Origin of the sequence: Sphingosinicella terrae, from assembly GCF_003347635.1 — a bacterium.
Classification (GTDB): Bacteria; Pseudomonadota; Alphaproteobacteria; order Sphingomonadales; family Sphingomonadaceae; genus Allosphingosinicella; species Allosphingosinicella terrae.
In genome coordinates this window covers 351,206-376,894 of record NZ_QDFY01000001.1, presented here as the reverse complement: position 1 = coordinate 376,894, position 25,689 = coordinate 351,206, and the positions used below count along the sequence as shown (strand labels likewise).

General features: G+C 68.2%; 31 protein-coding genes and 2 pseudogenes. 7 read left to right on the top strand and 26 right to left on the bottom strand.

Annotated elements, in window-relative coordinates:
* Positions 1–13 precede the first annotated feature (13 nt).
* The 16 genes from DDE10_RS01790 to DDE10_RS01715 all read right to left on the bottom strand — a co-directional run bounded on the left by DDE10_RS01790 (position 14) and on the right by DDE10_RS01715 (position 11,393).
* Complete coding sequence (locus DDE10_RS01790; protein ID WP_114951002.1) at positions 14–589, bottom strand: DUF1003 domain-containing protein; 576 nt, start codon at positions 587–589, stop codon at positions 14–16.
* A 42-nt stretch (positions 590–631) separates the two neighbouring features.
* Positions 632–1,633 carry a quinolinate synthase NadA gene (nadA, locus tag DDE10_RS01785; protein WP_114951001.1) on the bottom strand — a complete coding sequence of 334 codons (1,002 nt, stop codon included), beginning with the start codon at positions 1,631–1,633 and terminating at the stop codon, positions 632–634.
* Between the two features lie 21 nt (positions 1,634–1,654).
* Positions 1,655–2,398, bottom strand: coding sequence for a DUF4230 domain-containing protein (locus tag DDE10_RS01780; protein ID WP_284734380.1), 744 nt, complete (start codon positions 2,396–2,398; stop codon positions 1,655–1,657).
* Positions 2,380–3,246 carry an MBL fold metallo-hydrolase gene (locus DDE10_RS01775; RefSeq protein WP_114951000.1) on the bottom strand — a complete coding sequence of 289 codons (867 nt, stop codon included), beginning with the start codon at positions 3,244–3,246 and terminating at the stop codon, positions 2,380–2,382. Before DDE10_RS01775 ends, DDE10_RS01780 begins: the two co-directional genes overlap by 19 nt.
* A gap of 361 nt (positions 3,247–3,607) precedes the next feature.
* Entirely contained in the window at positions 3,608–3,934 is a 327-nt protein-coding gene (grxD, locus tag DDE10_RS01770) for a Grx4 family monothiol glutaredoxin (RefSeq protein ID WP_114950999.1), read from the bottom strand.
* A gap of 23 nt (positions 3,935–3,957) precedes the next feature.
* Positions 3,958–4,191 carry a BolA/IbaG family iron-sulfur metabolism protein gene (locus DDE10_RS01765; RefSeq protein WP_114950998.1) on the bottom strand — a complete coding sequence of 78 codons (234 nt, stop codon included), beginning with the start codon at positions 4,189–4,191 and terminating at the stop codon, positions 3,958–3,960.
* Positions 4,192–4,204: 13 nt separating this feature from the next.
* The gene (locus tag DDE10_RS01760) at positions 4,205–4,531 is read right to left on the bottom strand and encodes a DUF1476 domain-containing protein (RefSeq protein WP_114950997.1); all 327 of its coding nucleotides are present in this window, start codon (positions 4,529–4,531) and stop codon (positions 4,205–4,207) included.
* A 94-nt stretch (positions 4,532–4,625) separates the two neighbouring features.
* Positions 4,626–5,621 (bottom strand): NADPH:quinone oxidoreductase family protein, encoded by a 996-nt coding sequence (locus tag DDE10_RS01755; RefSeq protein WP_114950996.1) that lies wholly within the window; start codon positions 5,619–5,621, stop codon positions 4,626–4,628.
* Entirely contained in the window at positions 5,621–6,211 is a 591-nt protein-coding gene (locus DDE10_RS01750) for a hypothetical protein (protein WP_114950995.1), read from the bottom strand. Before DDE10_RS01750 ends, DDE10_RS01755 begins: the two co-directional genes overlap by 1 nt.
* A 21-nt stretch (positions 6,212–6,232) precedes the next feature.
* Complete coding sequence (locus tag DDE10_RS01745) at positions 6,233–6,826, bottom strand: hypothetical protein (RefSeq protein ID WP_114950994.1); 594 nt, start codon at positions 6,824–6,826, stop codon at positions 6,233–6,235.
* A complete protein-coding gene (locus tag DDE10_RS01740) occupies positions 6,823–7,671 on the bottom strand; it encodes an N-acyl homoserine lactonase family protein (protein WP_284734379.1) in 849 nt (282 codons plus the stop codon). The genes DDE10_RS01745 and DDE10_RS01740 overlap by 4 nt, the downstream gene beginning before the upstream one ends.
* Positions 7,665–8,642 (bottom strand): NAD-dependent epimerase/dehydratase family protein, encoded by a 978-nt coding sequence (locus DDE10_RS01735; RefSeq protein ID WP_114950993.1) that lies wholly within the window; start codon positions 8,640–8,642, stop codon positions 7,665–7,667. The genes DDE10_RS01740 and DDE10_RS01735 overlap by 7 nt, the downstream gene beginning before the upstream one ends.
* Before the next feature lie 50 nt (positions 8,643–8,692).
* Positions 8,693–9,349: a CoA transferase subunit B gene (locus tag DDE10_RS01730; RefSeq protein WP_114950992.1), complete on the bottom strand. Its 657-nt coding sequence runs from the start codon at positions 9,347–9,349 to the stop codon at positions 8,693–8,695.
* Position 9,350: 1 nt separating this feature from the next.
* Entirely contained in the window at positions 9,351–10,262 is a 912-nt protein-coding gene (locus DDE10_RS01725) for an HAD family acid phosphatase (RefSeq protein ID WP_284734378.1), read from the bottom strand.
* Positions 10,259–10,966 carry a CoA transferase subunit A gene (locus tag DDE10_RS01720; RefSeq protein WP_114950990.1) on the bottom strand — a complete coding sequence of 236 codons (708 nt, stop codon included), beginning with the start codon at positions 10,964–10,966 and terminating at the stop codon, positions 10,259–10,261. The genes DDE10_RS01725 and DDE10_RS01720 overlap by 4 nt, the downstream gene beginning before the upstream one ends.
* Positions 10,967–11,093: 127 nt before the next feature.
* Positions 11,094–11,393, bottom strand: a complete 300-nt coding sequence (locus DDE10_RS01715) for an SCP2 sterol-binding domain-containing protein (protein WP_114950989.1) — start codon at positions 11,391–11,393, stop codon at positions 11,094–11,096.
* 124 nt (positions 11,394–11,517) lie between these two features.
* Here DDE10_RS01715 and DDE10_RS01710 point away from each other — a divergent pair, with 124 nt between their 5' ends.
* A complete protein-coding gene (locus DDE10_RS01710; RefSeq protein WP_114950988.1) occupies positions 11,518–13,176 on the top strand; it encodes a thiamine pyrophosphate-binding protein in 1,659 nt (552 codons plus the stop codon).
* 15 nt (positions 13,177–13,191) lie between these two features.
* Here the strand turns inward: DDE10_RS01710 and DDE10_RS01705 are convergent, their stop codons facing one another.
* The 4 genes and pseudogenes from DDE10_RS01705 to thiS form a co-directional block, all read right to left on the bottom strand.
* Positions 13,192–15,168: a protein-L-isoaspartate(D-aspartate) O-methyltransferase gene (locus tag DDE10_RS01705; protein WP_114950987.1), complete on the bottom strand. Its 1,977-nt coding sequence runs from the start codon at positions 15,166–15,168 to the stop codon at positions 13,192–13,194.
* Positions 15,169–15,267: 99 nt separating this feature from the next.
* A complete protein-coding gene (locus DDE10_RS01700; protein WP_114950986.1) occupies positions 15,268–15,660 on the bottom strand; it encodes a PIN domain-containing protein in 393 nt (130 codons plus the stop codon).
* Positions 15,661–15,665: 5 nt separating this feature from the next.
* Entirely contained in the window at positions 15,666–15,908 is a 243-nt protein-coding gene (locus DDE10_RS01695; protein ID WP_114950985.1) for an antitoxin, read from the bottom strand.
* Positions 15,909–15,934: 26 nt separating this feature from the next.
* Positions 15,935–16,928: pseudogene (thiS, locus tag DDE10_RS01690) on the bottom strand (sulfur carrier protein ThiS).
* Between the two features lie 51 nt (positions 16,929–16,979).
* Between thiS and aroQ the strand changes: the two are divergent.
* The 5 genes from aroQ (at position 16,980) to aat (ending at position 20,597) form a co-directional block, all read left to right on the top strand.
* The gene (gene aroQ / locus DDE10_RS01680; RefSeq protein ID WP_114950982.1) at positions 16,980–17,420 is read left to right on the top strand and encodes a type II 3-dehydroquinate dehydratase; all 441 of its coding nucleotides are present in this window, start codon (positions 16,980–16,982) and stop codon (positions 17,418–17,420) included.
* Positions 17,421–17,510: 90 nt separating this feature from the next.
* Complete coding sequence (gene accB, locus DDE10_RS01675; protein ID WP_284734377.1) at positions 17,511–17,999, top strand: acetyl-CoA carboxylase biotin carboxyl carrier protein; 489 nt, start codon at positions 17,511–17,513, stop codon at positions 17,997–17,999.
* 39 nt (positions 18,000–18,038) lie between these two features.
* Positions 18,039–19,385 (top strand): acetyl-CoA carboxylase biotin carboxylase subunit, encoded by a 1,347-nt coding sequence (accC, locus tag DDE10_RS01670; RefSeq protein ID WP_114950981.1) that lies wholly within the window; start codon positions 18,039–18,041, stop codon positions 19,383–19,385.
* Between the two features lie 81 nt (positions 19,386–19,466).
* Positions 19,467–19,814, top strand: a complete 348-nt coding sequence (arsC, locus tag DDE10_RS01665) for an arsenate reductase (glutaredoxin) (RefSeq protein ID WP_114950980.1) — start codon at positions 19,467–19,469, stop codon at positions 19,812–19,814.
* Between the two features lie 69 nt (positions 19,815–19,883).
* Positions 19,884–20,597 (top strand): leucyl/phenylalanyl-tRNA--protein transferase, encoded by a 714-nt coding sequence (gene aat / locus DDE10_RS01660; protein ID WP_114950979.1) that lies wholly within the window; start codon positions 19,884–19,886, stop codon positions 20,595–20,597.
* A 35-nt stretch (positions 20,598–20,632) separates the two neighbouring features.
* Here the strand turns inward: aat and DDE10_RS23690 are convergent.
* The 6 genes and pseudogenes from DDE10_RS23690 to DDE10_RS01630 all read right to left on the bottom strand — a co-directional run.
* Positions 20,633–20,866: pseudogene (locus tag DDE10_RS23690) on the bottom strand (DUF2155 domain-containing protein); the annotation flags it as partial.
* A gap of 176 nt (positions 20,867–21,042) precedes the next feature.
* Entirely contained in the window at positions 21,043–21,423 is a 381-nt protein-coding gene (locus DDE10_RS01650; RefSeq protein ID WP_114950978.1) for an NADH:ubiquinone oxidoreductase subunit NDUFA12, read from the bottom strand.
* Positions 21,424–21,434: 11 nt separating this feature from the next.
* Positions 21,435–22,004 (bottom strand): GNAT family N-acetyltransferase, encoded by a 570-nt coding sequence (locus tag DDE10_RS01645; protein ID WP_114950977.1) that lies wholly within the window; start codon positions 22,002–22,004, stop codon positions 21,435–21,437.
* A 13-nt stretch (positions 22,005–22,017) separates the two neighbouring features.
* Positions 22,018–22,506 (bottom strand): DUF192 domain-containing protein, encoded by a 489-nt coding sequence (locus DDE10_RS01640; RefSeq protein ID WP_114950976.1) that lies wholly within the window; start codon positions 22,504–22,506, stop codon positions 22,018–22,020.
* Entirely contained in the window at positions 22,503–23,057 is a 555-nt protein-coding gene (locus tag DDE10_RS01635) for a cold-shock protein (protein ID WP_284734376.1), read from the bottom strand. Before DDE10_RS01635 ends, DDE10_RS01640 begins: the two co-directional genes overlap by 4 nt.
* Before the next feature lie 99 nt (positions 23,058–23,156).
* Entirely contained in the window at positions 23,157–23,699 is a 543-nt protein-coding gene (locus tag DDE10_RS01630; protein ID WP_284734375.1) for a regulatory protein RecX, read from the bottom strand.
* A gap of 181 nt (positions 23,700–23,880) precedes the next feature.
* Here DDE10_RS01630 and DDE10_RS01625 point away from each other — a divergent pair, with 181 nt between their 5' ends.
* Positions 23,881–25,656 (top strand): fatty acyl-AMP ligase, encoded by a 1,776-nt coding sequence (locus DDE10_RS01625; protein ID WP_284734374.1) that lies wholly within the window; start codon positions 23,881–23,883, stop codon positions 25,654–25,656.
* The last annotated feature ends 33 nt before the right edge of the window (positions 25,657–25,689 follow it).

Genomic DNA, 25,689 nt, shown 5'->3' with positions numbered 1-25,689 from the left:
GGCCGAGCCGGGCTCAGGAGACCGTGGAGGAGCCCTTCTCGTCGATCGCATCCAGGACCGCTTCGGGGGCGACGTCGCGCTCCAGCTCGTGGACTTCGGCGTCGGCCGCCTCGCTGACGCCGAGGCGATCGCCGATCGCGCGGACCATACGCACGATCTTCGTCACCTCATGCTCGGTCAGGAGGTTGATCTGCAGGTCGAGATCGTCGCGTCGATCGGCCGCCGCCATCATCCGGTTCTGGCTGATCAGGACGAAGGTCGAAAGGAAGATCGCCTCGACCGACGCGATCATCGCCAGCACGACGAAGGTCGGATCCCAAGGCGTCAGGCCGGTCCAGCCCAGATTGGCCACGATCCAGAAACCGTAAGCAGCGAGGTGGAGATAGACGAAGCGCATGCTGCCGGTGAAGCGGGTGATCGCCTGTGCCACGCGCTCCTCGGCGCGAGCCTCCGCTTCGTCCCGACGGCGCCGCTCGCGAAGCGCTTCGATGTTGCGCAGCAGCGCGCTGTTCAGGCTGTCGGGCTGCGGCGGCGCAACGGTGGGGCCGCCGTCCGACCGAGCGCCGAACTCTTCACCGGATCCGGTCACTCGCGCGCAACGCGCGGCGCCCCTGATCGTTGCAGGCGCCTCTCACGCCTCGGCGAGGATCGGCCGGCCGACATCGCCCTTGCCGACCGTGGCCGCCGCCATGTCCAGCATCCGCTCGAGCGGCTTCCTCGCGGCGACGCGCAGCGCCTCGTCCATCTCGATCCGCGGCTCGAGGTCGCGCAGCGAGAGGTAGAGCTTCTCCATCGTGTTGAGCGCCATGTACGGACACATGTTGCAGTTGCAATTGCCGTCCGCGCCGGGAGCGCCGATGAAATTCTTGTGCGGAGCCGCCTTCTCCATCTGGTGGATGATGTGCGGCTCGGTCGCGACGATGATCGTCTCCGATGGCGAGGTGAGCGCATAGCTCAGGATCGCCGAGGTCGATCCGATCTCGTCGGCATGGTCGAGTATGTGCGCCGGGCACTCGGGATGGGCGAGTACCGGCGCGAGCGGGTGCTGTGCCTTCAGTTTCAGCAGCTCAGTCTCCGAAAAGGCCTCGTGGACGATGCACACGCCGGGCCAGAGCAGCATGTCGCGGCCGGTCTTGCGCGCCAGCCAGCCGCCGAGATGCTTGTCCGGGCCGAAGATGATCTTCTGCTCGCGCGGGATCTGGGCGAGGATGGTCTCGGCCGACGAACTGGTGACGATGATGTCGCTGAGCGCTTTCACCTCCGCCGAGCTGTTGATGTAGGTCAGCGCGATATGGTCGGGATGGGCCTCCCGGAAGGCGCGGAACTGGTCGGGCGGGCAGCTGTCCTCCAGGCTGCAGCCGGCATCCATGTCGGGCAGGACGACGATCTTGTCGGGCGACAGGATCTTGGCGGTCTCGGCCATGAATCGGACGCCGCAGAAGGCGATGACGTCGGCGTCGGTCGCCTGCGCCTTGCGCGAGAGATCGAGGCTGTCGCCGACGAAGTCGGAAATGTCCTGGATCTCCGGGGCCTGGTAATAATGGCCGAGGATGACGGCGTTGCGCTCGCGACGCAGGCGGTCGATCTCGGCGCGCAGGTCGAGACCCTTAAGGCTGATGGTCGGTGCGTTCATTTCTACCCTCCCGCGGCGCCGTCAGGATCCGGCCCGCCTGTCGCGCACGGCATCGTCGATCCGCCGCGGCCGGTCCAGATAGGAAGCTTCCTCCCGGCCCGACGGATCCACGAACCGCACCGACACGCTCGCGTCAATCCCTGCCGATCGAAGCGGCAGGGCGAAGCTTCTGGCCACCAATCGCATCGCCGCGTCGCGCGCCAGCCCGGTCGGCGTCCGAGCCCGAGCCTGGCGCATGAGTTCCTGCTGAGCGCTCCGGCGATTGGCCTGATCGAGCGCCCGTTCGGCATCGGTGAGCGCCATCACGATGCCGCCCTCCGAATATTCCTGAACCTCATTGAAATCGATCTGCGGCCCGCTGATTTCAAGGGGCGGCAGCGTGACGGCCAAGGTTCGCGTCGCCGCGTCCCAATCGAGATTCTCGCGGCGCAGCCGGGAAAGGTCGACCCCGTACCGCACCGTCCCCGGCATGATCAGGGTCTTGCGGGCGGTGAGGCCGAGCCGCGTCTCGCTCGCCGACGCCACCGCCACGAACCGGCCGGCGAAGGTGGCGAGCCGGCCCTGGTCGCGGACCGACAGCAAGGTGGCATGGGCGACGGCGAGCGGATCGGCGATGGGCGGGGCCCGCTCCGGCCTCAGCGCGAAGCCGAGCAGACCGCCGAGCAGCAGCGCGACGATCGGCGGCAGGACCAGCACCAGCGGGATACCTCGAATCCGCCGGCCCGGCGCCGAGGTCTCGGCTTCGCTCAGGCGGCGACCGCCCACGCCCCATCCTTCGCCCGCACCCGGCCGCGCCGCTCGAGATCGACGAGATGCGCCAGCACCGACCGCTCGGCCGCCGGATGGAGGCGCGGATCGATGTCGCGGTACATGGTCCTCACCATGTCGGGCACATGCTCCACCCCCGCTTCGATACGATCGAGGATCTGCTTCTCGCGCATCCGCCGATGGGCGACGAGGGCGCGGACGTGGCGGTGCGGCTTGTCGACCGCCGGTCCATGCGCGGGAAGGTAGATCGCATCGCTGCGCGCCAGCAGCCGGTCGAGGCTCGCCATGTAATCGGCCATGTCGCCGTCCGGCGGCGACACCACCGTGGTCGACCAGCCCATCACATGGTCGCCGGTGAAGAGAATGCCGGAGCCGGCAAGGGAGAAGCAGAGATGATTCGAGGTGTGACCGGGCGTCGCCACTGCCTCGAGCGTCCAGCCGGGGCCCCGCGCCGTCTCGCCGTCGGCAAGAACGCGGTCGGGGAGATAGTCGAAGTCGAACGCGGCATCGGCGCGTGGACCCGAATCCTCGATCGCCAGCGGAGCGCAGCCGATCACCGGCGCTCCCGTCGCCGCTGCCAGCGGCCGACTGGCCGGGCTGTGGTCGCGATGGGTGTGGGTGCACATGATTGCCGAGATCGTCTCGCCCCGCGTAGCGGCGAGGATCGCCTCGACATGCTCCGGCAGATCGGGGCCGGGATCGATCACCGCCACTTCGCCGGATCCGACGACATAGGTTTGCGTGCCGGTGTAGGTGAAGGGCGACGGATTGGCCGCCAGCAGCCGGCGCACTTGCGGCGCGATCTGCTCGACACGACCGGGAAACGCCTCGTCCATGCCGGTCATGTGGCATCGGTGCGGGTCGAAGTGAAGGGCGGCCTATTTCCGATCGGCCGTGACCCCTGTCCTCTCCGACAGGTGCCACGAGGATGGGGGCATCGGGGATAGGCTCGTTCTGCGCGAGGCGCTCGCATGACCAATGGAGGTTTGAAGCGGAAGTGTCGGAAGATCTTACACGCGGCGTAAAGGTTAATGCGTCTTCATCATCGAAGGCCGCAGGAATCCGCGCATCTTCCGGATTGGCACAGGCCATGCAACCGTGTAGACATCCACACGGTTCCACTCGAGAGGGCGGGTCAGCGCACGTTTCCGGTCGCGCGGCCCGCCCTGATTTTTTGGTGCGTAACGCGACGCTGGCGAGAGCCGATCAGGCTCCGGCGATCTGGCTGTCGGTGAAGAGCTGCTTGAGCTCGCCCGCCTCGAACATCTCCATCATGATATCCGATCCGCCGACGAACTCACCCTTCACATAGAGCTGCGGAATGGTCGGCCAGTCGGAATATTCCTTGATGCCCTGGCGGATCTCCGGGTCCTGGAGGACGTCGACCGTTTCGAACGACACGCCGAGATGGTCGAGGATCGCCACCGCGCGGCTGGAAAAGCCGCATTGCGGGAACAGGGCCGTCCCCTTCATGAACAGGACGATGTCGTTATTCTTTACAATCTGGTCGATGCGCTCATTGGCCTGGCTCATCGCCTTGCTCCTTCTATTCGGGTTCACGCCGGGACGGACGTGGTCAGCTTCAGCGCGTGCAGCTCCGTTCCCATCCGTCCGCCGAGCGCCTCGTAGACCCGTCGCTGCTGCATGACGCGAGACTGGCCGCGAAAGCTCTCGGCGACGACGCGCGCCTCATAATGATCGCCGTCGCCGGCCAGATCGACGATCTCGACGAAGGCATCGGGAATGCCCTGCCGGATCAGCGCCTCGATCTCGTCCGCCGCCATCGCCATCGTCCGTCGCGCCTCAGCCCTGGGCTTCGATGAAGTGGCGGCGGGCCTCGACGGTCTTGTGCTCGAGCGCCTGGCGGATCGCGGCGTCGTCGATCTCGACTCCGGCCGAGGTAAGGTCGCCGAGCAGCTTGCGGATCACGTCCTCGTCGCCGGCTTCCTCGAAATCGGCGCGGATGACGTCGCGGGCATAAGCGTCCGCCTCCGCCTCGGTCAGGCCCATCTTCTTCGCCGCCCATTGGCCGAGCAGACGATTGCGCCGGGCGACGACCTTGAACTGCATCTCCTGGTCGCGGGCATATTTGGTCTCGAAGGCCTTCTGGCGGTCGTCGAAGGTGGTCATGGCTTCCCTTTGCTCCTGTCAGGAGGTCAGATAGGCTCAGCCGATGGCCGGCGCAACGGCCATCGGCTCCCGCGCCGGACGCATGGGTGGCCGGCTAGAGGGTCACCACCAGCTTTCCCACCGCCTTTCGCGCCGCCATGTGCGCGATCGCCTGCGCGCCCTCGGCGAGCGGCCAGGTCCGGCTCACCTTCGGTGCGATCTTCCCTTCGTCCCAGAGCCGGAACAGCGTGCGGACATGGGCGGCATTCGCTTCGGGAGCCCGCGCGGCGAAGGCGCCCCAGAAGACGCCGCGCACGTCGCAGCTCTTGAGCAGGGTGAGGTTGAGCGGCAGCCTCGGTATTCCGGCCGGAAAGCCGATGACGAGGTGGCGCCCTTCCCAGGCGATCGACCGCAGCGCTGCCTCGGTATAGTCGCCGCCGACCGGATCGTAGATCAGGTCCGCTCCGCCCGGGCCCACCGCAGCCTTGAACGCGGCGGCGAGCGCCTTCGCCCCTTCCTTGTCGAACGGGCCAGCCGGGTAGACGAGCGTCTCGTCGGCCCCTGCCGCCTTCGCCGCCGCCGCCTTCTCCTCTGAGGAGACCGCGGCTACCACCCGTGCGCCATAGGCCGTGCCGAGCTCGACCGCGGCGAGCCCGACTCCGCCCGCGGCGCCGAGCACGAGCAAAGTCTCCCCCGGCTTCAGTCCACCGCGGTCGAGCAGGGCATGGATGGTCGTGCCGTAGGTGAGGATGAGCGCCGAACCCTCCTCGAAGCTGCGATCGGCCGGCAGCGACAGCGCCTTGGCGGCATCGACCAGGACCTTTTCCGCGAGGCCGCCATGGCCGAGCATCGCGATCAGCCGGTCACCCGGCGACCAGCCGATGACCCCTTCGCCCACCGCCTCGACCGTGCCGGCGATCTCGCCGCCCGGCGCGAACGGCCGCGCCGGCCTGAACTGATATTTGTCCTCGATGATCAGGACGTCGGGATAGTTGATCGCGCAGGCCCTGACCCGGACGAGCAGCTGGCCCGCGCCGGGCGCCGGATCCTCCAGCTCGGCGAGCTCGAGCGTCTCGGGGCCGCCGGGCTGGCGGGACAAGAGGGCCTTCATCAGCGATTCTCCTCAGACAGGGGCAAAAACTCGTCCAACTGCTCAGGTCGGATGACCCGCCGCGGCCAATAAGCGCGGCGAAGCCCGACGAACAGCAGCACCGCAAGGCCGGCAAAGAGGGCGACGATCAGCCACATCCACCAGAGCCCCTCCGCGATCGCGCCGCCGAGCAGCAGGAGGGCGATCAGCGCGATGCCGCCGACCGTCCACGCCATCTGGAACAGGAGGGCCGGCAGGCTCGGGCCCCGGAGGACGCTGCCGCCGTCGGCGAACACCCAGCCGGCGAAGCGGCGCATGACCGGGCCATAGCCGCCCATGGCGTGGTTCATCGGCACGATCGCGAGTGACCCGCTGGCCTGCCTGCGCCAGATCCGGGTCTCGTAGCCGGTCGGTCGATGTCGCCCCGGATAGCTCGCGATCCTGATGCAGGTGACGTCCCCCGGCACGAGGGCGAGCGTGCCGCCACCATCGCCGCCGAGGACGAGGATGTCGCCCTCGAGCCGAACCTGCGCCATCGCGCCGCGCAGACCCGCCCGCCGCATCGCGCGGCTCAGCGGCACCGTGAAGGCCGGCTCAGCGGCGGCGCTCATGGGCCTCCGCGGCGGCGGCCCTCACGGCCGCTTCGCCTCCGGCGGAAATTCGCGGTCGAGCTCGTCGAGGCGGGCGACGCGCCTCGGCCAGCGGTGGCGGAAAGTGTCGCGCAGCGCCCACGCATTGCCGGCAAGCGCCGCTGCGGCGACCAACCACCAGAGCCAGTTCTCCCCGAACCAGGCCCAGACGAGGGTCGCCAGCGCGAGAAGCCCCAGCGATCCGTTGATCAGCAGCAGGTTGATGCTGGCGGTCAACAAGCCGGGACCCCGCATCACCCGCTCGAGACCGCCGCGATCGGCGACCCGCCCGGCGAAGGCGCGGATGGTCCGTGCATAGGCGATCGGATCGATCGGGATCAGCAGCAGCGGCTCAGAGGCGCCGGCGCGCCAGATCTTGGTCTCGTGGAGCGGGCGGCGGCGCCCTCCGACGAAACGGACGACCCGCATCCTCTCGACCGCTTCGGCAGGGATGATGACCGACCGGCCTCCGGGATCCCGAATGGTCAGGACGTCGCCCTCCAATCGCACCATGGCCCGCATCCCCGTCAGGCCGCTTCGGGCGAGCGCGCCGAGCAGGGACGCTTCGAAGGCCGGCCCCTTGACCGGCGCGTTCACCGCGCCGCCTCTGGGAAAGGCGGAAGCTTGCCGATGTCGGCGGGCTCGTGCTGGATGATCACGCGCGCGCCGAGATTGCGGGCGATCCGGTCGAACCGGTCCATGCTGGCGAGGCTGTCGGCGCGGTCATGGTTGAACGGCGGCACGCCGCGATTCTCGACCTGCTCGGTGAAATGATAGACATCGCCGGTGAGCAGCACCGGCCCGGAGGCGAGGCGGACCAGCAAGGCATGGTGACCCGGCGTATGGCCGGGCATCCTCAGCAGGACGACGCGGCCGTCGCCGAACACGTCATGATCGCGCGTGAGCGCCTCGACCTGCCCGCCGCCGGTCAGCCAGTGCGCGAGCGCCTCGGCCGAGTCCCGATCTGGCGGATTGGGCGAGCGCAGCAACTCGAGATCGCCGGCGCCCATCATCAGCCTGGCCTGCGGGAAGTGCCGCGCCTGGCCGGTATGGTCGAAATGCCAATGGCTGATCCCGATCAGCTCGATCTGCTCCGGCCGGATATCGAGCTCGCGCAGCTGATCGACCAGGCTGCGACGAAGCCGCAGCGTCTGCTGGGCATTGCTGAAGCCGCTGCCCACCAGCGCATCGGTGAGGCCGGTGTCCCACAGCATGTAGCGGTCGCCGTGTCGGATCAGATAGCAGCTGCCGACGACATCCTTCGGCCCCGACGGATATTGGTAGGTGTCCGAGAAGAAGGCGCCATACTGGTTGATGACGAACTCGCCGCAGTCGAGCCGCCACAGTGAGACCTCGGCCGCGGGTGCCGCCGTCGGCTGAGGCGCCTGCGCCGCGGCCAGCATCATCCAGGCCGCCGCCGCTCCGATCATCCTCTTCAGCATGGTTCGCCGCCTCCCCTCTCTTTCGGCGAGACATAGGAGGGATCGTGGGCGAAGGGCAATCGCTCGCCGGCGGCGAGCGCGCGCAGGATCGCGGCAAAATCCGTTCGGCAGCGAAAGCCGAGCTTCGCCTCGGCCAGCGACGGATCGTAGACCCGGTCGACATGGTCGGGCAGGCGCCACCCCGCTCGCGCATAGAGCTCCGCCGCCTCCGGGAAATGGCGGGCGATCGCCGCCGGCGCATTCTCGATCAAGGCCTCGGCCTCGTCCGGCTCGAAGGGCGGCGGGGCCGAGACGATGAAGGTGCCGAAGCCGATCGCCGGCGCCCGCTCCAGCGCGGCGAGATGGGCTGCGGCCGCATCCTCGACGGTGAGCCGGCGGTGCAGGAACTCGTTCGCCTTGATGTTGGGGCCCGTCAGGTGGCGGTGGGTGTCGTCCTCTTCCGGAAAGAAGCGGCTCGTCCGCAGCACGACCGCCGACAGCCCATGCTCCCGGTGGTGGAGCCGGCACAGATGCTCGGCCGCAAGCTTGGTCACTCCGTAGATGTTGCGGGGCTCGAGCGGGGCGAGGCTCTCGTCGAGCCATGCCGCGCGGCGCGCGCCGCCGGCGCGGCCGGCGCGAATGGCTTCGGAGATCATCAGCGAGGTGGTCGAGGTGAAGACGAAGCGGTCATGGCCCGCCGCGACCGCTTCCTCGAGCAGGTTCAGCGTCCCGGTGACATTGACCTCGACGAAGGCCCGGAGAGGGTAGCGGGCAATGTCGGGCTTGTGGAGCGCTCCGCCGTGGATCACGGCCTCGATGCCGCGCTCGGCGAACAGGCGCGCGACCAGTGCCCGGTCGGCGACCGAGCCGACGACGTCGGTGTCGGCGCCCGGCGCGACGTCGAGGCCGGTCACCGCATGGCCAGCCTCGCGCAGGCGCGGCGCGAGGTGGCGGCCGAGCCAGCCGGAGGAGCCGGTCAGCAGGATCCGCATGGCAGCGCCTCGTCCGGGTCGCGGCGACGTGATCGGAACGCCGGTTCGGCTCAGCCGGCGACGGCGGCGGCCAATCCTTCGTAGCGGGCGGTCGTCTTGGCGGCGACCTCCTCCTCGGTCACTCCGGGCGCCAGCTCGATCAGCCGGAACGGGCTTTGATGATCGGGCCGCTGGAAAACGCACAGATCGGTCACGATCATGTCGACGACATTCTTGCCGGTGAGCGGCAGCGTGCATTCCGGGATGAACTTGGCATCGCCGTTCTTGGAGACATGCTCCATGACGACGATGATCTTCTTGACGCCGGCGACGAGGTCCATCGCCCCGCCCATGCCCTTCACCATCTTGCCCGGGATCATCCAGTTGGCGATGTCGCCCGCTGCGGAGACCTCCATCGCGCCGAGCACGGTGAGGTCGATATGGCCGCCGCGGATCATCGCGAAGCTCGCCGCCGAGTCGAAATAGCTCGACGAGGGCAGCTCGCTGATCGTCTGCTTGCCGGCATTGATCAGGTCGGGATCGACTTCGTCGTCATAGGGAAACGGACCGATCCCGAGCATGCCGTTCTCGGACTGGAGCGTGACCTCCATGCCGGCCGGGATGTTGTTGGCAACCAACGTCGGGATGCCGATGCCGAGATTGACGTAATAGCCGTCGCGAAGCTCCTTGGCCGCGCGCGCGGCCATCTGGTTGCGATCCCAGGGCATCTCAATTTCCTCCTTGATCCGACCAACGCCTGTCGACCGGGAAAACATCGTCGAAATCGCCTTGCAGCGAGGGGCCGTAGACGGGGTTGGAGAGCATGAACCAGCCATTGCCCCACATTTCGGCAAAAGGCGTGCTCGCGGCAGCCTGCCGCCGCCGCGGCACGGCCAGGTCCTCGGCGTTGAACAGGTCGGAAAAGTCGCCGAGCTGGTCGCCCGCCATGGCGATCACGCAGAAGCGCGTCGCGACCGCGGCGCGGCGCGGGTCCTTGGCCGAACCGGGCGCGATATCGCCCTTCAGCCACAAGGTCTCGCCAGGACGTGCCGGACCGAGTCCCGCCGCCTCCAGGGCCGCCTGCGTCTGGGCGGCATTTGCCGTCAGACGGTTGCTGTTGAAGATGACGGTGACGCCGGCCTCGCGGACCGCGCTCAGCGCATCGACGGCGCCGGGCACCGGTGCGACGGCATTCGCCCCGGTCTGCTCCCACCGGTTCCAGATCCCCTCGTCATAGGACCGGGCGCGGTACGCCTCGTCATATTCGTAGCCGAGATTCTGGATCGCGGTCTCGTCGACGTCGAGGATCACCGCCAGCGGCTTGTCGCCGCAGGCCAGGAAACGCGGCGCCTCGAGGGTCGAGCCGGGGGCGAGGACGACGCTCTGCGCCGGACGCGCGCGGGCGGCGGCGAGGACATGATCGCGAAAGGCGGAATAGGCCTGCAGGCTCGATGCGGCGCTCTCCCCCGATCCGTACAGCCACTGCATGGCGGGCGGCACGGTCGGCGCGGCAGCGGTCGCGCTTTGCGGGCTAACCGCCGGTGCCGTCGCGCACCCCGCCAAAGCGAGCGCGGCCGCCAATCCAATTCCCCTCCCTGCACTCAGGGAGGGGAGAAAGTCGAAGCGCGCCTCGATCGTCACGCGGCTTCCCGCTGCCGCGTCGTCCGGAACTCGATCTTCTTGTCGTAGGGCGCGCCGAGGATCATCCGCTTCACGTAGATGCTCGGCAGGTGGATGCAGTCGGGGTCGAGGCTGCCGACCGGCACGATCTCCTCGACCTCGGCGACGCAGATTCGGCCCGCCGTCGCCATCGGCAGGTTGAAGTTGCGGGTGGTCTTGCGGAACTGGAGATTGCCGGCCTCGTCGGCGCGCCAACCCTTCACGATCGACAGGTCGGCGCGGATGCCGCGCTCGAGGATGTAGGTCTCGCCGTCGAAATCCTTATGCTCCTTGCCCTCGGCGACGATCGTGCCGACGCCGGTCTTGGTGTAGAAGCCGGGGATGCCGGCGCCGCCGGCGCGGCAACGCTCGGCGAGCGTCCCCTGCGGGCAGAACTCGACCTCGAGCTCGCCGGCCAGATATTGCCGCTCGAACTCCTTGTTCTCGCCGACGTAGGAGGAGATCATCTTGCGGATCTGGCGGGTGCGCAGCAGCTTGCCGAGGCCTTCATTGTCGATGCCGGCATTGTTGGAGACGAAGGTGAGATCCTTGACGCCGCTGTCGCGGATCGCGTCGATCAGGCGCTCGGGAATGCCGCACAGGCCGAAGCCGCCGGCGCAGATGGTGATGCCGTCGGAAAGCAGCCCCTCGAGCGCCGCCGCCGCGTCGGGATAGATCTTCTTCATGTTCGCTCCCTCGGTTCGCGGATGCGATAGTCAGACGGAGCGGTTGCGGTCAAGGCAAGTTGAATCAGGTTTCAAGTCTAACGGGCGGAGCTGTCGCCCCGCCCGCGTTGGACGTCTCGCGAGAAATTCAGCCCTTGAGCTTGGCGAGCACGCCCTGAAGCTGCATCGCGTTCGACATGTCGCCTTCGACCTTGAGCTTGCCCTGCATGAAGGCGGTCATGCCGTCGAGCTTGCCGTCGGCCATGGCCTCCCAGTCGGACCAGGCGACCTTGATCGTCGTGTCGGCCGGGCCGTCCTCCTCGGTCACCTGCTGGGCGGCGCCATCGAGCATGACCACACCCTGATCGCCGAAATCGAGCTTCACCCTTTTCCCGGGCAGGAAGGCGTTCGCTTCGTTCAGCTTGGCGGCCATTTCACTCTTCTGCATTGCACTCTCCCTCGGTGACACCGGCAATTCCTGGCCACGCTCCCCGCTTCGGGTCAAGCATTAACAATCCTGTCAGTATCGCGTGGGGCTGGAATCCGCGGCCGGACACCATTACGCGGACGCCATGACAGAAAAGCGCAGCGGCGGACGGATTCTCGTCGACAACCTCGTCGCCCAAGGGTGCGACCGGATCTTCACCGTGCCGGGCGAGAGCTTCCTCGCCGTGCTCGATGCCCTCCACGACACGCCGGCCATCGATCTGGTCGTCTGCCGCCAGGAAGGCGGCGTCGCCTATATGGCGGAGGCCGACGGCAAGCTGACCGGGCGGCCTGGAATCGCCTTCGTGACCCGCGGGCCCGGCGCGACCAATGCCTCGATCGGCGTCCATGTCGCCTTCCAGGATTCGACGCCGATGATCCTGTTCATCGGCGACGTCGCCCGCGGCGACCGCGACCGCGAGGGCTTTCAGGAGGTCGACTTCGCGGCGATGTTCGGCCCGCTCGCCAAGTGGGTCGCCCGGATCGAGGACCCGCGCCGCATTCCCGAATATGTCGCCCGCGCTTATACGACGGCGGTGGCCGGCCGGCCCGGCCCGGTCGTCCTGGTCCTGCCCGAGGACATGCTCGTCGAAGAGGCCGAGGCCACCGACCGGCCGCGCGCGCCGCGTTTCAGCCAGGCCGCCGATCCGCTCGCCGTCGGCGCGATGATGGACCTCCTCAAGGATGCTGCCGCGCCCGTGGCGATCGTCGGCGGCGCAGGCTGGTGCGGCGGCGCCTCAAACCATTTCCGCGAGTTCGCCGAGCGGATCGGCCTTCCCGTCGCCGTCGCCTTCCGCCGCCAGGACGCGATCGCGAACGACAGCCCGGTCTATGCCGGCAATCTCGGCTACGGCCCCAATCCGAAGCTGGTCGAGCGGATCAAGGCCGCCGACCTGCTGCTCGTCGTCGGACCGCGCCTCGGCGAGGCGACGACGGACGGCTACAGCCTGGTGACGCCGGATCATCCCGACCAGCTCCTCGTCCACGTCCATCCCGATCCCGAGGAGCTCGGCCGCGTCTACCGCACCGATCTTCCGATCTGTGCCGACATGTACGAATTCGCGGAGCTGTGCAGCGACTGGGAGGAGGAGGTGCTCTCCTTCTCGACCGGCGCCGAGGCCCATCGCGAATGGCTCGACTGGAGCGCGCCCAAGCCGACCGGCGCGGCGCTCGATCTCGGCCAGGTGGTCGCTGCGATGCGCGAGCGGCTTCCCGCCGACACGATCATCTGCAATGGCGCCGGCAACTTTTCCGGCTGGTGGCACCGTTTCTGGCATTACGGCCCCTGCCCCAGCCAGCTCGCGCCGACCAACGGCTCGATGGGCTATGGCACACCGGCCGCGGTAGCGGCGTCGCTGCGCTGTCCCGATCGCCAGGTGGTCGTCGTCGCCGGCGACGGCGATTTCCTGATGAACGGGCAGGAGCTGGCGACGGCGATCCGCTACGGCGCGAACATGCTCATCCTGGTCGTCGACAATGGCAGCTACGGCACCATCCGCATGCATCAGGAGCGCGAATATCCCGAGCGGGTCGTCGGCACCGATCTCGTCAATCCGGACTTCGCGGCGCTTGCCCGCGCATATGGCGCCTGGGCGGAGACGGTCGAGCGGACCGAGGATTTCACCCCGGCGCTCGAGCGCGCGCTCGGCGAGAAGGGCGTGCGTCTCTTCCACCTGCGCACCGACGTCGAGCAGATTTCCAGCGCCACGACGATCACCAAGATGCGGGAGCGCGCGCGGAAATAGCGCTCTCCGAACGCATCAGAGCCCGAACGGGTAGGTCTCGTCCTCGCCTTCCCGGGGCTCCGGTCCGATCGGCGTCACCGCCCGGGTTTCGTCGTACCAGACCCAGCCATCGAACTGGCTGGGCAGGATCGCCTGGGCATAATGGCTCCAGCGCTCGGTCTCGGGCCGATAGATGACGCCGATGAACCGCTCGAGCCGCGGCTCCATCAACGACTCGCGCAGCACCTCATGCCCGCCCTCCCGAAGATCGAGCAGGAAGCGCGGCACGCCGCTGTCGTGGCAGAGCCGCTCGTAGCTGCCCGGGAGCGAAGGCCGCACCGTCTTGACCTCCATGGCGGCATCCCAGTCGGTCGCCGCGGCGACGGTGCCGCCATGGGTGCCGAAGCCGATCAGCCGGGCGCGCTCGCCGAACCGCTCCTTCACCAGCTGGCCGATATTGAGCTCGTCGCGGATCTGGCCCATCTCGGTGAAGGCGGCATTGCCGATATGGCTGTTATGCGCCCACACCACCGCCTTCGACTGCGGTCCCTTGGCCTCGAGCAGCTGGCAGAGCGTCTCGAACATGTGGGTGTCGCGCAGGTTCCAGCTCTCCGGGCCGCCATGGTACATCGCCCGGTAATAGGCCTCGGCATTCTTGACGAGCCGGGCATTGGCGGCCGCGTCGAGCCACTCTTCGCCGTCTTGGTCGACATAGTCCCAACGCTTGCGCTGGAGCTCGCGCAGCATCTCGAGCACCGGCGCCTCGCAACGCGCGTAGCCCTCGCTCATGGCGAGCCGTCCGTAGAGCGCCGGATCCCGGCTCCACGGCTGCAGGCAGCCATAGCGCTCGCGCGCCAGCTTTGCCGCCTCCGGATCGACATCCTCCAGATAGTCGATCACCGCCCGCATCGAGCTGCCGAGATTGTAGAGGTCGAGCCCGTAGAAGCCCGCCATCGCGCCCGGCGGGCATCCGGCATTGTGTTCGCGCAGCCAGCGGATGAACGCATCCACATCGGTGTTGCGCCACATCCAGGTCGGAAAGCGCTGGAACGCCGCCTCCTCGCCTTCGCGGCGGGGGCGATGGCGGACGTAGCGATCGATGAAGGCGGCGTCGGGCCAGTCCGCCTCGACCGCGACGATGTCGAAGCCGTGCTCGGCGATCAGCCGCTTCGTGATCGCGGCGCGGGCGCGATAGAATTCGGATGTGCCATGGCTGGCCTCCCCGAGCAGCACGACGCGCGCATCGGCGAAGCGATCGAACAGGGCGCCGAAGTCCGGCTGGTCGACGTCGGACAGTGGCTCCGCCGCCTGGCCGATCTGATCCTCGATCGATCGCGGCGGCGCCGAGCCCGGCCCGGATCCGCCGTCGCGCCAGCCATGCTCGCCGATCAGCGGCACGAATCGCACCGGGCCGAGATCCTCCTGCTCGAAATCCTCCTCGCCGAGCCGCCGCACCTTGACGAGATGCTGGACTGCGGCCGGCTCCCCCACCGGCATCACCAGGGTGCCGCCGGTCGAAAGCTGGCGCATCAGGACCTCTGGAATGTGGCTGCCGCTGGCGGCGGCAATGATCGCCTCATAGGGCGCCTCGCTCGGCCAGCCCTTGGAGCCGTCGCCCTGGACAATCTCGACATTGTCGTAACCGAGCCGCTCCATCCGCGACCGCGCCAGCTCGGCCAGCTCCGCGTGCCGTTCGATCGCCACCACCCGATCGGCGATCCGGCTCATCACCGCGGCGGCGTAGCCGGACCCGGCGCCGATCTCGAGCACCCTGTCGCCGGGCGCGATCTCGGCCGCCTCGATCATCAGGGCGACGATATAGGGCTGCGAGATGGTCTGCTCCGCCTCGATCGGCAGCGGCGAATCCTCATAAGCCTGGGCGGCGAGATCGTCGGGCACGAATTCGTGGCGTGGAACCTCGCGCATCGCGGCGAGCAGGTGCCGGCTCGACAGGCCGCGGCCGGCGATCTGCCGCTCGACCATCTGTTCACGCTCACGGGTGAAGTCGGGCATGTCCGAGACTCCCCTCGGGACAAGAACCGGCGACGCGCCGCGCCGTTCCGGGCGCGGGCGCGGGCGGCGCTCACCCGCCGGTGAGCCGGCGATTTGGGATCAACAGCTCCAGGTCTCGAGCTTCAGGTCGGGAATTCCCCTGAAGTCGGCGGCGTTCAGCGTTACCAGGACGGCATCGTGCACGATTGCCGTCGCGGCAATCAGACGATCGATAATCCTTGGGCGGGAATAGCCGCATCGCTCGACGATCCGGGCATAGATCGATGCCTCCGCGCCGGTGAGCGGCAGCTCGGCATATTGCGAAAGGAGCAGGTCCAGCCGAGCTCGGATGGGGGCGGCCTCGTCGCCGGCACGAAACACGCCTCCTTCCAGCTCGACGCGCGTCAGCACCGAGATCATCGGATGCGTGGGAAGGGCCGCGATGCGCGCGGAAATGACGGGATGGCCATCGCGCAAGTGAATGGCGACATTCGTATCGATGATCGCTAGCACCAGGGTCAGAGACCCGGCCGCTCGGGAAACTCAATCGTCTCCCGCTCCTGGACATGCGCCGGCTTCGGCAGCTTTTCGAGCGCCTCTACCAGTTGTCGAGGTGTCAGCTTGCTGCGGGGCCGAATGGTCAGCACGTCCCCGCTGCGGATGATCTCGACGTCCACTTCGCCGCCGAAGGCAACTTCCTTGGGAAGCCGCACTGCCTCGCTGTTCCCGCTTCGGAAGGTGCGGCTGTGAGTAACCTTCATCGTTCGTATATACGTGTAGATACGGCTCAGATCAATCCCGCCAGCGGGCTCGACGGGTCGGCATAGCGTCGCTGCCCCATGCGGCCCGCGAGATAGGCGAGGCGTCCGCCCTCCACCGCGAGCTTCATCGCCCGCGCCATCAGGATCGGATCCTTCGCCTCGGCGATGGCGGTGTTCATCAGGACGCCGTCACAGCCCAGCTCCATGGCGACGCTGGCGTCGGAGGCGGTGCCGACGCCGGCATCGACCAGTACCGGCACGTTCGCCCCCTCGACGATGAGGCGGATGGTCACCCGGTTCTGGATGCCGAGGCCGGAGCCGATCGGCGCGCCCAAGGGCATGATCGCCACCGCCCCCGCTTCCTCGAGCTGGCGCGCGGCGATCGGATCGTCGACGCAATAGACCATCGGCAGGAAACCTTCCCTGACGAGAATCTCGGTCGCGCGCAGCGTCTCGCGCATGTCGGGATAGAGCGTCTTCGCCTCGCCGAGCACCTCGAGCTTGACCAGGTCCCAGCCGCCGGCCTCCCGCGCGAGGCGCAGGGTGCGGATCGCATCCTCGGCGGTGAAGCAGCCTGCTGTGTTGGGCAGATAGGTATAGCGTTTCGGGTCGATATGGTCGGTCAGCAGCGGCTGGCCCGGATCGGAGATGTTGACGCGCCGCACCGCCACCGTGACGATCTCCGCGCCCGATGCCTCGACGGCCGCCGCATTCTGCTCGAAATCCTTATACTTGCCGGTGCCGACGATGAGCCTCGACGTGAAGCTGCGTCCAGCGACCTCCCAACGATCCTCCAAAATCTCAACCTCCGCCCACGAATGTGACGATCTCAAACTCGTCGCCGTCCTCGACCCGCACCTCGCCGAGCGTCGAGCGCGGGACGATCTCCAGATTTCGCTCGACCGCCACCTTGGTCGGCTCGAGCCCCAGCTCGAGCGCCAAATCGGCGATGGTCAGCCCGTCGCGCACCCGCCGATGCTCGCCGTTGACGCGGATCGAAAGCGTGCCGTCCTGAATCATCTTCTGCCTCGCCTTTGCGCTTGCGGGATGGGCGTCATATAGGTGCCGGCCATGGCAACGCCACCGCTCATCTACGTGCTCAACGGGCCCAACCTCAACCTGCTCGGCCTGCGCGAGCCGGAAATCTACGGCTCGGACACCCTCGACGACATCGCCGAGCGGCTGGAGGCGCGCGCGGCCGAGCTCGGAGTCACCCTCGACATCCGCCAGTCCAATCATGAGGGGCATCTGGTCGACTGGCTCCAGGAAGCCCGGCTCAAGGGCGCCAAGGCGGTCATCCTCAATCCCGGCGGCTACACCCATACATCCGTCGCCATTCACGACGCGATCAAGGCGATCGCGCTGCCGGTGATCGAGGTGCATCTGTCCAACCCCCATGCCCGCGAGAGCTTCCGTCGTCGCAGCTTCGTCTCGCCGGCCGCCAGGGGAACCATCGCCGGTCTCGGAGCGCTGGGATACGAGCTGGCTCTGGACGCGGCGGCCCGTCTCTGACAGGGAGCGCCGGTTCCGCCGCCCCGCCGCGCCCCCGATCAATTCGGCCGCGCCGGCCGAAGGGTGGCCAACAGGGGAAATGAGGATTTCATGAGCGAAGAGAAGCGATCCGACGGGACGATGCGAGTCGATACCGACCTGATCCGCCAGCTCGCCGACCTGCTGACCGAGAAGGATCTCACCGAGATCGAGGTGGAGGATTCCGATCGTCGCATCACGGTGAAGCGCCAGCTGACCATCACCACCGCCCAGGTAGCGGCGCCCGCGGCCGTGGCCGCGCCGGTCGCGGCGGCGGCGCCGGCACAGGCCGCGGCGCCCGTCACCGAGGAGAGCGCGGCCAGCCACCCGGGCACGGTCAAGTCGCCGATGGTCGGCACCGTCTATCTGTCGCCGGAGCCGAACTCTTCGCCCTTCGTCGCACCCGGCGTGAAGGTCGCGGCCGGCGACACCCTGCTGATCGTCGAGGCGATGAAGGTGATGAACCCGATCACTGCGCCGAAGGCCGGCACGGTCAGGCAGGTGCTGGTCCAGGACGCCCAGCCGGTCGAATATGATCAGCCGCTGGTGATCATCGAATGACCCCCACGCCCGCTCTCTCCCACCGGACGAGGCGCTGAGATGGCCATCCAGAAGGTCCTGATCGCCAATCGCGGCGAGATCGCGCTGCGCATCCACCGCGCCTGCCATGAAATGGGCATCCGCACGGTCGCCGTCCATTCGACGGCCGACAGCGATGCGATGCACGTGAGGCTGGCCGACGAGACCGTGTGCATCGGGCCGCCGCCGGCGAACGAATCCTATCTCAACATCCCGAACATCATCTCGGCGGCCGAGGTCGCCCATGCCGATGCCATCCATCCCGGCTACGGCTTCCTTTCGGAGAATGCCCGCTTTGCCGAGATCGTCGAATCGCACGGCATCATCTGGATCGGCCCCAAGCCCGAGCATATCCGGGTGATGGGCGACAAGGTCGAGGCGAAGCGGACCGCCGCCAAGCTCGGCCTGCCCCTGGTCCCCGGCTCGGACGGCCCGGTCGAGGGACCCGAGGAGGCCCGGCTGGTAGCCGCCCAGACCGGCTACCCGCTGCTCGTCAAGGCGGCCTCTGGCGGCGGCGGCCGCGGCATGAAGATCGTCCGCTCCGAGGCGGAGCTCGACAGCCAGCTCAGCCAGGCCCGCAGCGAAGCCAAGGCGGCCTTCGGCGACGACACCGTCTATATCGAGAAGTATCTCGGTGATCCGCGGCACATCGAGTTCCAGGTGTTCGGCGACGGCAAGGGCAATGCCATCCACCTCGGCGAGCGCGACTGCTCGCTGCAGCGGCGCCACCAGAAGGTGCTCGAGGAAGCCCCCTCCCCGGTCATCTCGGCGGAGCAGCGCGAGCTTATGGGAGGCATCGTCGCCAAGGCGATGGCGGAGATGGGCTATCGCGGGGCGGGAACGATCGAGTTCCTCTACGAGAATGGCGAATTCTTCTTCATCGAGATGAACACGCGGCTTCAGGTCGAGCATCCGGTGACCGAGGCGATCACCGGCCTCGATCTGGTTCGAGAGCAGATCCGCATCGCCGACGGCGAGCCGCTGACTCTCCGCCAGCAGGACGTCGAGTTTCGCGGCCACGCGATCGAATGCCGGATCAATGCCGAGGATCCGCGCAGTTTCGCCCCCTCGCCCGGACTCGTGCGGCATTTCCACGCCCCCGGCGGCCTCCACGTGCGGGTCGATAGCGGCCTTTATTCCGGCTACCGCGTGCCGCCTTATTACGACAGCATGATCGCCAAGCTGATCGTTTGGGGCTTCACCCGCGACGGTGCGATGCGGCGGCTTCGCCGGGCGCTGGAGGAGTTCGTCGTCGACGGCGTCAAGACGACCATCCCGCTCCACCAGGCGCTGATCGAAGATCCCGAATTCCAGCGCGGCGACTATACGATCAAATGGTTGGAGGAGTGGCTGGACCGTTCGGAATAGCCGATCGCCGGCCGACCAGCGATTCCGCCGGCCGGTGGATAGCGACTAGGCACCTCGGATAGGCATGAAGAGAGCAGCCGGATGAAAGCCACCATCTATCACAACCCGAAATGCGGGACGTCGCGCAAGACGCTGGAGATACTGAGAGAAGCCGGCGCCGACGTCACCATCGTCGACTATCTCAAGCAGCCCCCGAGCCGGGCGGAGCTGCGACGGCTGTACGAGCGCGCCGGCATCGCCCCGCACGAGGGCCTGCGGTCCAAGGAGGCGCTGGCCCGGGACCTCGACCTCGTCGAGGGCCATGTCAGCGACGAGGCGATCCTCGATGCGATGGTCGAGAACCCGATCCTGATCGAGCGGCCGCTTGTCGAGACGGAGAAGGGGGTCCGTCTCTGCCGTCCCCAGGATCGGGTCCGCGAGATCCTCTGAGAAGGCCGCACCCTGCGCGCAGGGCGGCGCGGGACTGGAACCGTCCGCGGCACCGCGTAGAGTGGCGGCGTGTCGGTTCTGGATCCTGATCTCCTGCTGCGTGCCTACGCGATCGGCGTCTTCCCGATGTCGGACAGCCGCGACGCGCGCGAGGTCTACTGGGTGGAGCCGCGGCGTCGGGCGATCCTCCCGCTCGACCGCTTCCATCTCTCCCGATCGCTCCGCAAGCGCCTGAGATCAGGCGAGTTCGAGGTGACGCACGACCGCGCCTTCGAAGAGGTCGTTCGCCACTGCGCCGACCGCGACGACACCTGGATCAACGAGCCGATCGAGCGCAGCTACAACCTCCTGCACAGCTCCGGTCATGCCCACTCGGTCGAGGCCTGGCACGAGGGCGAGCTGGTCGGCGGCCTCTACGGCGTCCGACTCGGCGCCGCCTTTTTCGGGGAGAGCATGTTTTCGCGCCGCACCGACGCTTCGAAAGTCACGCTCGCCTGGCTGGTCGCCCGGCTGATCGTCGGCGGATTCCAGCTGCTCGACTGTCAGTTCATGACCGATCATCTTCGCCGGCTCGGGGCCGTCGAGATCGATCAGAAGGTCTATCTCGCGCTATTGGCCTCGGCGCTCGGCGCGGGCGGTTCCGCCGCGGGCGCGGCCGGTGCTTCGGCGGCCGGGGTGGGCGCGGCCGAGTTCGGCGCGCTCGACCGATTGCTCGCCGGTCGGCCGGCCGGCTCGCCGCCCTCGGGATGCGTCATCGCGCAGCTCTTGGGCCAAACGTCGTAGATCGGATGCTCGACGACGTTCAATGACGGCGTTTCCTTGTAGAGCCAGCCGGAGAAGACCCGCTGGAACTGACCCTGCGGGGCGCGGACGTCGACCTGGACGAAGGCACCGGTCAGCTGCTGGATTTCCCACGGCGCCGTCGTCTCGCAGGCGCGAAGGCGGACGATGACGTCACCGACGCGCAGCGCCTGGCCCGGCCGCAGGCTGATGTCCCGGGACAGCCCGTTGCGCTTGTTGAGGAGCCCGAGAACGGCGACGCGCTCGCCCATCGGCGTCGTGCCGGGCGCCACGGCCGTCACCGTCTGCGGCACGTCGACCGTCTCGATGAGCTCGTTGTCGACGCCGGCATTGCGCTCCGGCGCCCCGCTTGGTCCGCAGCCGCCGAGCGTTGCGAGCCCCGCGAGCAGGGCCGCGCCGAGGCAGGTCTTGCCGCGCGGACCCATCCCTATTCGGGCGTCCAGGCCTGGTAGTCGCCGCTCGCCGCCTGGCGCCGCCCCCCGCGCTCCAGCGCTCCGGACGGCCGATAGGCCTGGGGCGTCCCGGTGAGGTTCGGTACCGGCTCCTTGAGGAACCTGGGCGGCGGCGGCAGCGCCTTGTCCGGGACGTCGTCGATCTGCCGGGTGAGCCAGGAATACCATTCCGGCGGAACGCGGCTGACGTCGTTGGACCCCTTGTACATCACCCAGCGGCGATCGCCGTTCCGGGAGGTCATGTAGAGGTTGCCGAGATGATCCTCGCCAACCTTGTTCCCGTGGCGCCAGTTGAACAACGCCGTCCCGGTCGACGCGCCTTCCCACCAGGTGAAGAGATTCTTGAAGAAGCCCATGGCGGACGCGCCTAGCCCCGACCGAGGGGAGCGCGCAAGTCATCTGCCGTGCCGTTCGGCGAATCCGGCTGTGCGGCGGCGCGCGCGAGCGCGAGATAGATGCTGTCGCACCAGATGCCGCCGATGTTCCAGGTGCGCGCCGCCCGCCCCGTTTCGACGAACCCCAGTCCGCGCAGCAGCCCGAGCGAGGCCTGGTTGCGCGGGTCGACGTCGGCGGTGATGGCGGGAATGTCGGACCGGGCGAAAATCCTCGGGACGAGCGCCTGCAGCGCCTCGCGGGCATAGCCGCGCCGCCATTGGCTGCTGTGAAGGATGAAGCCGATCTCGGGCAGGCGCCAGCAGCCCGCCTTGCCGATCACCCTCCCCGCAGCCTCGACGACGTAATCGTCGCTGGCCGACGCCGGAGCGCAAAGCATCTCCGAGAGCCAGAGCCGGGTCTCCTCGATGCTCTCATGTGGAAGCGTCGACCAGAAGCGCATCGCTTCGCGGTCGCTGAGCACCGCATGAATATCGTCGAGATCGCCGGCGCGCGCGCGCCGCAGCCTCAAACGCGGCGTCTCGATTTCATCGGGGTCGCTCATCGGTCCGGACCGCTCAGCGCGGCCAGGTGACGGTGTCGCCCTCGGTGATGCCGAGCTCGGCCGCGCGGCCGCCGCGCAATTCGAGAACCGCCGCCACCGGCTCGCTCGTGCCGACCGACTCCTCGGACAGGGGAACCGTGTTCGCGGCGATCAGCGCGATCGTGCCGTCGGCGCGGACGAACAGCATGTCGAGCGGGATATAGGTGTTGCGCATCCAGAAGCTGGCCGGGCGCGGAACCGGGAAAGGGAAGATCATCCCCTCGTCGGGGCCGAGCCTTTCCCGATACATCAGGCCCCTCGCCTGCTCGTCCGGCGTCCGGGCGACCTCGACGGTGAAACGGTGCACGCCGGCTTGCGTGCGGATCTCGAGCGGGACCAGGTCGAGCCCGGAGGGTGCGGTACGGGCCGCCGGCGCCTGCGAGGCATTGGCCGCATGTTCGGCGCGGCAGCCGATCAGCGCGGCCGCGAGGCCGAGCGCGACCAGGAACGAACGGGGTTTCAACGGCCCTCCACCTCCACGGCGAGCGGCCCCTTGCGACCGACGGCGATTCTCGCGCGCAGCGGCTGTTCCGGAACGAGGTCGTTGAGGCCGCCCCGGCGGACCGTCTCCATGTGCACGAAGATATCCTGCGTCTCATCCTCGTCGCGCACCAGGAAGCCGTAGCCGCGCAGGCGGTTGAACCATTTGACCCGGACGAGCTCGAACGCCCCCGCCTCGTCGAGCAGGGCCGCCGGATCGATCCGGTCGTTGGGTGCGCCGGCATTCCGGCCCAGCTCCGGAACGATCGCCTTGCTGAGATCGATGTTGATGACCTTGCGGGCCTGCAGGCCGCGCTCCTGCTCCGCCACCAGGCACTCGACGATGGCGCCTTCGGGAAGGCTTCGGCGGTCATGCTCCTTGAGCACGCTGAAATGGACGAGGATGTCGCCGCCCGCCTCGTCGCTGACGACGAATCCGAAGCCGCGGGTGGCGTCGAACCATTTGACGGTGCCCGTCAGCCGGCGAAGCGTCTCTTCTTCGCGCGTCGGCGGAGAATCCGCGGGAGCGGACATTGTGCTTGCAGCCATTTCCTGACGCGACATGTTCAACGGCCAATCAACCATGATCTACCGTAGAAGTACCACGGTTTCGGTAATTGTGAACCATCTCCTTTAGCCACTGTCCGCTTCCGGGACTTCTCCGGGCCTGGACCTTGCCAGCCGCCGCGCGAGGTCGAGCGGGTGCCCCGCCCGCAGCAGGGCGGCGAGCGCCTTTTCCCGTGCCTCGGGCGTCGGCTCGTCGCTGGCGAAGGGGCCGATCCGCCGGCGGCGGGCAAAGCGAAGGGCGGCCTCCCAGGCCTGGTCGCGGGCGATCGCCTTCGCCTCGGCGCCATCCTCCTCGCCGACGCCCGCCGCTCTCAGCGCCTCGGTGACCCGGCGCAGCCCGTAGCCGCGCCGGCCAAGCGCTGCGGCGCGGGCCTCGGCGAAGCTGCGGTCGTCGACATAGCCGAGCGACGCCAACTTCTCGACCAGCCTGTCCACCGGCGGCTCGCCGGCGCCCTCCCAGCCGCGCTCGCGCAGTTTGCGGGTCAGATAGGCGGCGAGACGGGCGCGAGTCGTGGCGAAACGGCCCGCATAGCTCAGCGCCGCCTGTTCAAGGCCCGCTTCGTCGTATGGCGGGCGCCCTTCTCGTCTGCGGCGCGGTTCCATCGCCATGTTTGTGCCACAGTCGGGCCGGATTATGAACGCGCCTCGCATCTTAGAGCATACATCGTGCGTGGCCGTGTGAGGGGATTGCATTCGTCGCCTGGCAGCCGCGAGGAGGAAGCGATGTCGAAGCATCGAATCCGGACGCGTTGCGCCCGCACCTACTTTCCCGGGCACGGTTAGCCCGTAGATGAGGACAGATCGAGACGTGATGGATCATGAAGGCCGGGGGGCCTCACCCCTTCAGCCGACTCCGACCGATGATGACCTGCCGCGGCGCTACGCCGATTTCGAGACGATGCCGGAGGCGCTCGATTATGCGGCGCGGGGTCTGCGCGGGCTGAATTTCCACGATGCGCGCGGCCAGCTCGTGCGCCCCTACCCGTTTGCCGAGTTGCGTGAGGACGCGCTTGCGGCGGCCCATCGGCTGATCGCGCGCGGCGTCCGCCCCGGCGAGCGCATCGCTCTCGTCGCCGAGACCGCGCCCGAGTTCGTCGCCTTGTTCTTCGGCGCCCTCTATGCCGGCGCCTGGCCGGTGCCGTTGCCGCTGCCGACCTCGTTCGGCGGCCGCGACGCCTATATCGACCAGCTCGCCACCCAGCTGACGAGCTGCGATCCCCGCTTGCTCCTCTATCCCGCAGAGCTCGACACCTTCGCGGCGGCCGCGGCGGCCGCCGCCGGGGTGGAGAGCCAGGACTGGTCGGCTTTCGCCCTGGACGACGCCGAGCCGACGGCGCTGCCGAAGGCGCAGCCCGACGACATCGCCTATCTGCAATATTCGAGCGGATCGACCCGCTTCCCGCACGGCGTCGCCGTCACCCACCGCGCGTTGCTCAGCAACCTCGCCGCCCACGCCCACAGCATGAAGATCGGCCCCGGCGATCGCGGCGTCTCCTGGCTGCCTTTCTATCATGACATGGGGCTCGTCGGCTGCATGCTGTCGATCGTCGGCAACCAGATGTCGGCCGACTATCTGAAGACGGAAGATTTCGCCCGCCGCCCGCTCGCCTGGCTCGACCTCGTCAGTCGCAACCAGGGCACGACGATGAGCTATTCGCCGACCTTCGGCTACGACATCTGCGCGCGGCGCGTGTCCAGCCAGATGGATGTCGCCGAGCGCTTCGATCTGTCGCGCTGGCGGGTCGCCGGCAACGGCGCCGACATGATCCGGCCCGACGTCATGCAGGCTTTCGTCGACACCTTCGCCGCGGCCGGTTTCAAGGCGTCGAGCTTCCTGCCGAGCTACGGCCTCGCCGAGGCGACGCTCGCCGTCTCGGTGATGCCGCCGGGCGAGGGCATCGTCGTCGAGATGGTCGAGGAGACCCTGCTCGCCGGCGGCGGCCCCGGCGAGCGCGACCGCCCGCAGCGCTACCGGGCGGTGGTGAATTGCGGCAAGCCGGTGCGCGACATGGAGGTCGCGATACGCGGCGACGACGGCAGCCGCCTGTCCGAGCGCGAAGTCGGCAAGGTCCATTGCCGCGGCACGTCGGTGATGGTCGGCTATTTCCGCGACGAGGAGGCGACCGCCGCCTGTCTCGATGCCGACGGCTGGCTCGACACCGGCGACATGGGCTATCTTTCGGACGGCTATCTCTACATCGTCGGCCGCGCCAAGGACATGATCATCATCAACGGCAAGAATCACTGGCCGCAGGATATCGAGTGGGCGGTCGAGCAGCTTCCGGGCTTCAAGGCGGGCGACATCGCCGCCTTCTCGATCACCACGCCCGGGGGCGAGGAGACGCCCGCGGTGCTGGTCCAGTGCCGCACGTCCGATGCCGCCGAACGGGCACGGCTGCGCGGTGCGATCCGTGAGCGGGTCCGCGCGATCACCGGGATAAATTGCGTGGTCGAGCTGGTTCCGCCGCGCTCGCTGCCGCGGACCAGCTCGGGCAAGCTGTCGCGGGCGAAGGCGCGCAATCTCTATCTTTCCGGCGAGATCCAGACCTACGACATCGCCGCCTGAGCCGGCGCGGGGCGGCGTAGGCGCGGCAGCGTC